The sequence below is a fragment of the Methylibium sp. genome (assembly GCF_031393925.1).
Classification (GTDB): Bacteria; Pseudomonadota; Gammaproteobacteria; order Burkholderiales; family Burkholderiaceae_C; genus Methylibium.
Genome location: NZ_JANMWL010000103.1, coordinates 1 through 9206, shown reverse-complemented (window position 1 = coordinate 9206; position 9206 = coordinate 1). Strand labels below are relative to the sequence as shown.

Sequence of the window (9206 nt, the reverse complement as noted above, 5' to 3'; positions counted from 1 at the left end):
GAGCCCTTCAAGCAGGCTGCCAACGCGGTGCGTCGCTCTACCGCCAAGGAGACCACGCAATGAAGTTCGTCGACCGCTTTCGCGATGCCTGGCACACGGTGGGCGGCGAGGACGGCCCGATGGTCACCATCACGCCCGCGCCCCGGCGGCTCTTGAGCCTGCAGCAGTGGCACGGCGTTCGCAGCCAGTGGCCCGAGGCGATGCCGGTCGGCGTGCTGGTGCCCAATGACGCCGCCATTGAAGACCTGGCGACCGACCTGCCGCGCCTGGCGCTGGTGGCCCTGGAGTTCCCGAAATGGACCGACGGGCGCGCCTACAGCCAGGCGCACCTGCTGCGCGCGCGCTATCGCTACACGGGCGAGGTGCGCGCCACCGGCGAGGTGCTGGTGGACATGATGCCGCTGCTCGCCCGCACCGGCTTCGACGCGGTGGCGTTGCGGCCCGACCAGTCCATCGACGCCGCCGAGCGCGCGCTCGGTTTCTTTCGCGCCCACTACCAGGGCGACGTGCACGACAGCCGCCCGCTGTTCGCCCTGCCGCCCGGCGCCGCCGATGCCTTGGCTCGCGGCGAGCCGGCGACGGAGTTCGTGAATGCGGGGGCGGCGATATGAGCGCCATTGCGCTCTACGCACGCGCCACCGACGGCTTCGATGCCCGCGTTGCCCACACCCTCGCCTTGCTGCGCGAAGCCGCCACCGAGCATGCCGGGCGCATCGTGCAGGCCACCAGCCTGGGTGCCGAGGACATGGTCATCACCGACCTGATCGCCCGCCATGCGCTGCCGATCGCCATCGGCACGCTCGAGACCGGCAAGCTGCACCCCCAGACGGTGGCGCTCATCGACCACATCGAGTCACGCTACGGCTTGATGGTCGAGGCCTATCGGCCCGAACAAGAAAGCACCCTGCACTTCGTGCTCACCCACGGCGAGGACGCCATGTTTCGCAGCCTTGCGCTGCGCAAGGCGTGCTGCGGCCTGCGCAAGCTCGAGCCGCTCGCGCGCATGCTGGCAAACCGCACGGCCTGGGTTACCGGCCTGCGTCGCGAGCAAAGCGACGCGCGCGGCGAGGTGCCGTTGCGCGGCCTGGACGATGCGGGTCGAGTCAAGTTCAACGCCCTGGCCGACTGGTCCTGGGCCGACGTGTGGCACTACATCGCCATGCACGACGTGCCCTACAACCCCCTGCACGACCAGTTCATGCCGAGCATCGGTTGCGCGCCGTGTACACGCGCCATCGCAATGGGCGAGCCGTTCCGCGCCGGGCGGTGGTGGTGGGAGGACGAGGGCGCCAAGGAATGCGGCCTGCACGTCCACCCCGAAGAACAAGCTGACGTCTCGATCGGAGCCCCGCGATGAACGCGCCCCTTGTCATGGCCCACGTGCTGCCGCAAGTCGACCACCGCCATCTCGACGCGCTCGAGGAAGAAGCCATCTTCATCCTGCGCGAAGTGGCGGGTGCCTTCGAGCGCCCCGCCCTGCTGTTTTCAGGCGGCAAGGACTCCTGCGTGGTGCTGCGGCTGGCCGAGAAGGCCTTCAAGATGCGCCGGCACGGCAACGATTTCGAGGGCCGCCTGCCCTTCCCGCTGCTGCATGTGGACACCGGCCACAACTTTCCCGAGGTGATCGAGTTCCGCGACCGGCGCGTGGCCGAGATGGGCGAGCGCCTCGTCGTCGCCCACCTCGACGACTCCATCCAGCGCGGCACGATCCGCCTTTCGCACCCGCTCGAATCGCGCAACGGACACCAGACCGTGGCGCTGCTCGAAGCCATCGAGCAACACCGCTACGACGTGCTCATCGGCGGCGCGCGGCGCGACGAGGAGAAGGCGCGCGCCAAGGAGCGCATCTTCAGCCACCGCGACGGCTTCGGCCAATGGCAGCCCAAGGAGCAGCGCCCCGAGCTGTGGTCGCTGTTCAACACGCGCATCAAACCAGGCGAGCATTTCCGCGCCTTCCCGATCAGCAACTGGACCGAGCTCGACGTGTGGCTCTACATCGCACGCGAAAACATTCCGCTGCCGGGCCTGTACTTCGCGCACGAGCGCCAAGTGATCCGCCGCAAGGGTCTGCTGGTGCCGCTGACCGACGTGACGCCGGCCGAGCAAGGCGAGGCGGTGGAGACCGCGCGTGTTCGCTTTCGCACCGTCGGCGACATGACCTGCACCTGCCCGGTGGAAAGCCCGGCCGCCAACGCCGCCGAGGTCGTCGCCGAGACCCTCACCGTGACCATCAGCGAGCGTGGCGCCACGCGCATGGACGACCGCACCTCCGACGCGTCAATGGAGCGGCGCAAGAAAGAAGGGTATTTCTGATGAGCACCGCCCTCGCGCAAACGCCGCCGACCGCCTTGCTCCTTGCTCCGCTGGGGGAAGGCCGGGTTGGGAGCCAGCATGGCGCCGCGCCGCTGCCCACCGACGAGCTGCGCCACCGTGCGTTGCGCTTCCTCACCGCCGGCTCGGTGGACGACGGCAAGAGCACGCTCATCGGCCGCCTGCTCTACGACAGCCGGGCGATCCTGGCCGACCAGTTGGAGGCGCTGGAGAAGCGCGCCGCCGGCAGCGCCATTGACCTGTCCTTGCTCACCGACGGCCTGGAGGCCGAGCGCGAACAGGGCATCACCATCGACGTGGCCTACCGCTACTTCGCCACCCGCCAGCGCAAGTTCATCATCGCCGACGCGCCGGGCCACGAGCAGTACACCCGCAACATGGTCACCGCTGCGGCGGGCAGCGACGCGGCGGTGGTGCTGGTCGACATCACCAAGCTCGACTGGCGCACGCGGCCGGTCAAGCTGCTGGCGCAGACGCGCCGCCATTCGCTGCTGGCGCAGTTGCTGCGCGTGCCGAGTATCGTGTTCGCCATCAACAAGCTCGACGCCGTCGATGCGCACGCCCAAGCCGCGTTCAGTGCGGTGCGCGAGGCGCTCGAAACCTTCGCCACGCAGGCCGGCATTGCCGTCGCGGGGATCGTGCCGGTATCGGCGCTGCGCGGCGACAACGTCACGCTGCGCTCACCGCTCTGGCACTGGCACCGCGGCCCGACCTTGCTGGAGCTGCTGCACGCGCTGCCGGCCACCGACGAGCGCCATGACGGCGCGCTGTTGATCCCCGTCCAGTACGTCGCCAAGCAGGGCGAGCAAGGCACCGGCCACCAGCCGCGCACGGTGTGGGGCCGCATCGCGCATGGCCGCGTTCGGGCGGGCGACGTGGTGCAGGTGTTTCCGAGCGGCCAGAGGGCGAGCGTGGCCGAAGTGCGCCGCGCCGGTGCGGTGGTGGGCGTCTGCGAGGCGGGGCAGTCGGCCGGGCTGGTGCTCGACCGCCAGCTCGACATCTCGCGCGGCGACTGGATCGCCAGCGCCGCCTCGCAAGGCGGCGTGCCGCTGGCCCCGCTGCCAACGACGCAGCGCTTTAACGCCACGCTCGCCTGGCTCGACACCGAGCCGGCGCAGATCGGCCGCAAGTACTGGCTACGGCACGGTCACCGCTGGGTGCAGGCACGCATCACCGCCATCGACAGCCGGCGCGACATCCACACGCTGGCCGCGACCGAAGCGCATGAACTCGCCGTCAACGAGATCGGGCAGGTGCAGATCGAGACGCAAGCAGCGTTGCCCGTCGAGGCCTATGCCGACAACCGTGTCGGCGGCGCGATGATCGTGGTCGACCCTGCCACCAACCGCACCAGCGGTGCGCTGCTGGTCGCATGATGTCCGCTCGCCAAGCCGCTTCCAGACCGGCCGCTCACCCTGCGGCAGGCGGGCGCCTGGCAAGCTTGTGGAGGCACGCATGACCCACCCCGTCGTCGTCATCGGTGCCGGCCCGGGCGCGGCCGACCTCATGACCGTGCGCGGCGCGCGGCGGCTCGGCGAGGCCGACGTGGTGCTCTTCGATGCCCTCACCGACCCGGCGCTGCGCAGACACGCGCCAGCCGCCCGCTGGGTCGACGTGGGCAAGCGCGGGTTTTCGGCGCAGCCGGGACGCCACGGCGCTCCGGCGTGCGATGCCTCCGGCCAGGCGCGCATCAACGCCTTGCTGGTGAAGTTGGCTCAGCAAGGCCTGCGCGTGGTGCGCTTGAAGGGTGGCGATCCGAGCGTGTTCGGTCGGCTCGAAGAAGAATTGCAGGCGCTCGCCGAAGCCGGCCTGCAAGCCGAGGTCGTGCCCGGCGTCACCGCCGCCCTCGCCGCGGCGGCCGCAACTCAAAGGCCGCTCACACGTCGCGGCAGCGGCCGCAGCGTCAGCCTCACCACCGCCATGACACGCAGCGGCGCGCTGCATGCCAGCCGCGGCGCCGACACCGAAGTTTTCTACATGGCCGGGCGCCAGCTCGCCGCCCTCGCGCGGCGCCTGCGAGAGGCCGGCTGGCCCGACGACACGCCAGCGAGCGTGGTGTCGCGCGCCGGCTGGCCCGACCAACTCGCCAGCGACCACCGCGTGGCAACGCTGGCGCAAGCGAGCGTGCTGCATGCCGGGCGGCCCACGGTGGTGATCGTGGGCGTGGGTGCCGCCGCCCTGCCCCGGGCACCGCGACGAGGCGCCAGCAAGGCCACCGCCGCAGCGGCGCCCGAGCCGGTACCGAGCCCTTAAAATCGCAGGCTCCCGCGCGGCCGGGGCCGCCCCTCACTCTCACCTCACCACACCTCGTCATGACCCACGTCGTCACCGAATCGTGCATCCGCTGCAAGTACACCGATTGCGTCGATGTCTGCCCGGTCGACTGCTTCCGCGAAGGCCCCAACTTCCTGGTGATCGACCCCGACGAATGCATCGACTGCGCGGTCTGCATTCCCGAGTGCCCGGTCAATGCCATCCTGCCCGAGGAAGACGTCTCGCAGGAGCAGCAGAAATTCATCGCCATCAACCTCGAGCTGTCCAAGAAGTGGCCGAGCATCACCAAGCGCAAGCCCGCCCCGGCCGACGCCGACGACTGGAAAGACACGCCCGACAAGCTCGGCGAACTGATCCGCTGAACCGCCCGCTCTCATGGACCCCAAACCCAACCCCGCCATCGCCCACACCGCCGCCAGCCACGACGGCCCGATCGAGACCGACGCCGTCATCGTGGGCGCTGGCCCGGTGGGGCTGTTCCAGGTGTTCGAGCTCGGCCTGCTCGAGGTCAAGGCGCACATCATCGACTCGCTCGGCTACCCGGGCGGCCAGTGCATCGAGCTCTACCCCGACAAGCCGATCTACGACATACCGGCCGTGCCCATGTGCACCGGCAAGGAGCTGACCGACAGCCTCCTCAAGCAAATCGAGCCCTTCAACGCGACCTTTCATCTGGGCCAGGAGGTCACGCTCGTGGCCAAGCGCGAGGACGGCCGCTTCGACCTCGAGACCAGCAGGGGCACGCGCTTTCTCACCAAGACCATCTTCATCGCCGGTGGCGTGGGCTCGTTCCAGCCGCGGCTGCTCAAGGTCGAAGGGCTCGATGCCTTCAACGACACGCAGGTGCATTACCGCGTGCGCAACCCAGGGCAGTTTGCGGGCAAGCACCTCGTCATCATCGGCGGCGGCGATTCGGCCCTCGACTGGACGCTGAACTTCGTCGCCGAAGGCCAGCACAAGGCACAGAGCGTCATCCTGATCCACCGCCGCGACGGCTTCAAGGCCGCGCCCGCGTCGGTGGCCAAGATGCGCGAACTGTGCGAAGCCTACGAGATGCAGTTCATCGTCGGCCAGGTCAGCGGCTGCGAAGTGAGCGATGAGCGCCTCACCGGCCTGAAGGTCACCGGCAGCGACGGCGTCACGCGCCTGGTGCCGCTGGACATGCTGCTGGTGTTCTTCGGCCTCTCGCCCAAGCTAGGCCCGATCGCGGAGTGGGGCCTGGGCATCGAGCGCAAGCAGGTCACGGTCGACACCGAAAAGTTCGAGACCACGGTGCCGGGCATCTTTGCCGTGGGCGACATCAACACCTACCCGGGCAAGAAGAAGCTCATCTTGTCGGGCTTCCACGAGGCCGCACTCGCCGCCTTCGGTGCTGCGCCCTATATCTTTCCGAACAAGCGCATTCACCTGCAGTACACGACCACGAGCCCGAAGCTGCACAAGGTGCTGGGCGTGGAGACGCCGGTGTTCGACTGAGCGTCAGAGCACCCCGCGCAAGGCCCGCTTCGGCGGGCCTTTTTACTGGGGGCATGGGCCGGCTCCGGCGGGCCTGCTTCATGGCCATAATCCACCCGTCGCGCGCCACGGCGTGCGGCATTCGCTAGGGGTGTTGGACCTTCGACCCGAAGGCCCGACTGAGAAAGTCCCTTTGAACCTGATTGAGGTAATCCTCGCGCAGGGAAGCAGTCTTGCAGTGGCCCCGGCTTCGTGGGCGCTGCGCGGCGCCGACCTGCCATCGACACCGGAAAACACGATGGCCACCACGCTGACTCGCCTGTTCTGTCTCTCGCCGCTGGCTGCGGCATCGCTTGCCGCCGCGCAATCGACCACCGTGCTCGAACCCGTCACGGTGCAAGGCCGCACCGACACCGCCACGGCTGAAATTGCCGGCTTCGGCGACACGCCCCTGGCGCGCAGCCCGCTGCAGGCGCGCGTGTTCGGCGAGGCCACGCTGAAAGACGCGGGAGCCACCCTGCTTCGCGAACTCACGCGCCTGGATGCCAGCGTCAGTGACGCCTACAACGCCGAAGGCTACTGGGACCAGCTCACGGTGCGCGGCTTCGTCATCGACAACCGCTACAACTACCGGCGCGACGGCCTGCCGATCAATGCCGAAACCTCGCTACCGCTGGACAACAAGGCGCGCGTCGAACTGCTCAAGGGCACCAGCGGCATGCAGGCCGGCACCAGCGCGCCGGGCGGACTGGTCAACCTCGTGGTCAAGCGCCCCGAGGGCGAGGTGCGCAGTGCCAGCCTGGAGCTGCGCGGGCGCGGCAGCGTGCTCGGCGCGGTCGACCTCGCCGCGCGCTTTGGCGCCGAGGGGGCCTTCGGCATCCGGCTCAACGCGGCCGCCGCACACATCGACCCGGAACTGCGCAACGCCAAGGGCGAGCGCCACCTGCTCGCACTGGCTGGCGACTGGCGCCTGAGCGAAGGCAGCCTGCTCGAGGCCGAGTTCGAGACCAGCCGCCGCTCACAACCGAGCCAGCCCGGCTTCAGCCTGCTCGGCGATCGCGTGCCCGACGCGCGCGGCGTCGACCCGCGCATCAACCTCAACAACCAGGCCTGGTCGCTGCCGGTGGTGCTGGACGCGCAGACCGCCAGCCTGCGCTGGACGCAGCGCCTGGGCAATGACTGGCGCGCGCGCCTGCACATCGCCACGCAGCACCTCGAGAGCGACGACCGCGTGGCCTTTCCGTTCGGCTGCTTCGACGCCGCCAGCAACGTCTACTACGCCGACCGCTACTGCCCCGACGGCAGCTTCGACCTCTACGACTTTCGCAGCGACAACGAGCGACGCCGCACGGACGTGGCCGACTTCTCGGTCCAGGGGCGACTCGCGACCGGCGGCATCGAACACGCGCTCACCACGGGCGTGCAGCAAAGCCGCTTCAAGGCGCGCTTTCAGCCCCAGGCGTTCAACTTTGCCGGCACCGGCAACGTCGCCGGCACCGCCGTCACACCGCCCGCGCCGGATGCCACGTCCGACAACACCCACCGCAGCGAGCGCAGCACCGAGTTCTACCTGCGCGACGCGCTGCGCCTGACGGAGCGCACCGGTTTGTGGCTCGGCCTGCGCCACACCCGCCTGCAGCGCGAGCGCATCAGCACATCGGGCAGCGATGCAGTCGATTACGCAAGCAGCTTCACGACGCCGTGGGTCGCGGCCAGCTACGCGCCCACCCCGGGCGGCCTGCTCTATGCAAGCTGGGGCCAGGGCATCGAGTCGGAAGTCACGCCCAACCTGCCGATCTACCGCAACGCCGGCGAGGCTTTCACTTTGAAAAGCCGCCAGACCGAGCTGGGTTTCAAGCATGAAAGCGACACGCTCGGCGTCGGCCTTGCCGTGTTCGACATCGAACGCCCGGCCTCGAGCGACGACTGCGATGCGACCAGGACCAACTGTTTGCGCCGCATCGACGGCGTTGCGCACCACCGCGGGCTCGAAGCCAACGGCCAAGCCCGCTGGGGCGCCTGGTCGCTCGGTGCCAGCGCGATGTGGCTCAAGGCGCGCCGAGAAGACAGCGCCAGTGCAAGCCTCGAGGGCCAGCGCCCGCCCAACGTGCCGGCACGCACCCTGCGCGTGAATGCGGGCCATCAGTTCACCAGCAGCCTGTCGGCCTTTGCCGCGCTCACCGCCGAAAGCAACCGCACGGTGCTGCCGGACAACGCCGCGCTGCGCATCCCGGGCTGGGCACGCCTGGACCTCGGGGCGCGTTTCGAGCAGCGCGCCGGCGCTTCGACCCTCACCTGGCGCGCCGGGCTCGACAACGCCACCGACCGCCGCGCATGGAGAGAGGCGCCCTACCAGTTCGGCCACGCCTACCTGTACCCGCTGGCACCCCGCACCTGGCGCGTTTCTCTCACCGCCGACCTCTGAGCGCCCCCCGCGCCCTGGCTATAATCGCCGGCTTAATTCCTCGATAGCTCAGTTGGTAGAGCGCCGGACTGTTAATCCGTAGGTCCCTGGTTCGAGCCCAGGTCGGGGAGCCATAAAAATCAACAGGTTAGCGACGCGAGTCGCTAACCTGTTTGTCTTTGTGGATCGCCGTGTCCGACCCGTGTCCGAAATTTCGACGGATCAGGGGCATGTGTCCTGATGGCAACGTTGAACGCGTCCCAGGTCGTCCCGCGAGGCGCCACATAGAACTGGCCCCGGAGCGCGCGCGGTGCGCCTCGCCGTGCGTTCACTTGAGTTGGACGAAGCGAGGCCCAGGCCCCCAACGCTCTCTAAGCCGATGTTCAGTTCATTGCCTTTGCCGCTTCGGCCCGTCTGTCTCCGCGCACTCACCTACGCATTCATATTCGTCGAGGATCGATGCATCCGAGACGCGGCATTTGGGTCGATTTCTCGCAGGTCAACGACCGTGCCTACGGACTGTCGGCGTCCCCCGAAAGATGAGCACCGAGCCTGGAGTGTTTAGCCGCTGAACACGCACCCCGTGCGCCGTCGGCCGGTGGGGTAAAGCAGCATCGCGGAACCGTTGACTCGCTCGGTCGAGGTATGCAGACCCGGTCGGTGGTGCTGTAGGCTTGCAACTCACTCGTCGCCTCCCACGTCACCATGCGCTCCTCTCAGCAGTTCACCATCACGCTGCCGA

The 9206-nt window shown here is 68.8% G+C and carries 8 protein-coding genes, 1 tRNA gene and 1 riboswitch; all 9 genes read left to right on the top strand.

The features are described 5' to 3' along the window. The first annotated feature begins 59 nt into the window (after positions 1-59). The 9 genes from RMO12_RS06090 to RMO12_RS06050 all read left to right on the top strand — a co-directional run bounded on the left by RMO12_RS06090 (position 60) and on the right by RMO12_RS06050 (position 8598). Positions 60-611 (top strand): DUF934 domain-containing protein, encoded by a 552-nt coding sequence (locus RMO12_RS06090; protein WP_309638606.1) that lies wholly within the window; start codon positions 60-62, stop codon positions 609-611. Beyond that, positions 608-1357, top strand: a complete 750-nt coding sequence (locus tag RMO12_RS06085; RefSeq protein WP_309638605.1) for a phosphoadenylyl-sulfate reductase — start codon at positions 608-610, stop codon at positions 1355-1357. Before RMO12_RS06090 ends, RMO12_RS06085 begins: the two co-directional genes overlap by 4 nt. Continuing rightward, a complete protein-coding gene (gene cysD / locus RMO12_RS06080; protein WP_309638604.1) occupies positions 1354-2313 on the top strand; it encodes a sulfate adenylyltransferase subunit CysD in 960 nt (319 codons plus the stop codon). Before RMO12_RS06085 ends, cysD begins: the two co-directional genes overlap by 4 nt. Further along, entirely contained in the window at positions 2313-3707 is a 1395-nt protein-coding gene (locus RMO12_RS06075) for a GTP-binding protein (protein ID WP_309638603.1), read from the top strand. Before cysD ends, RMO12_RS06075 begins: the two co-directional genes overlap by 1 nt. A 79-nt stretch (positions 3708-3786) precedes the next feature. Beyond that, entirely contained in the window at positions 3787-4584 is a 798-nt protein-coding gene (gene cobA / locus RMO12_RS06070) for a uroporphyrinogen-III C-methyltransferase (RefSeq protein ID WP_309638602.1), read from the top strand. 59 nt (positions 4585-4643) lie between these two features. After that, the gene (gene fdxA / locus RMO12_RS06065; RefSeq protein ID WP_309638601.1) at positions 4644-4967 is read left to right on the top strand and encodes a ferredoxin FdxA; all 324 of its coding nucleotides are present in this window, start codon (positions 4644-4646) and stop codon (positions 4965-4967) included. 13 nt (positions 4968-4980) lie between these two features. Continuing rightward, positions 4981-6081: an NAD(P)/FAD-dependent oxidoreductase gene (locus tag RMO12_RS06060; RefSeq protein ID WP_309638600.1), complete on the top strand. Its 1101-nt coding sequence runs from the start codon at positions 4981-4983 to the stop codon at positions 6079-6081. Between the two features lie 116 nt (positions 6082-6197). Continuing rightward, positions 6198-6303: riboswitch (TPP riboswitch) on the top strand. A gap of 55 nt (positions 6304-6358) precedes the next feature. Then, positions 6359-8485: a TonB-dependent siderophore receptor gene (locus RMO12_RS06055; RefSeq protein WP_309638599.1), complete on the top strand. Its 2127-nt coding sequence runs from the start codon at positions 6359-6361 to the stop codon at positions 8483-8485. A 37-nt stretch (positions 8486-8522) separates the two neighbouring features. After that, positions 8523-8598 (top strand) — tRNA-Asn (locus RMO12_RS06050). Positions 8599-9206 lie beyond the last annotated feature (608 nt).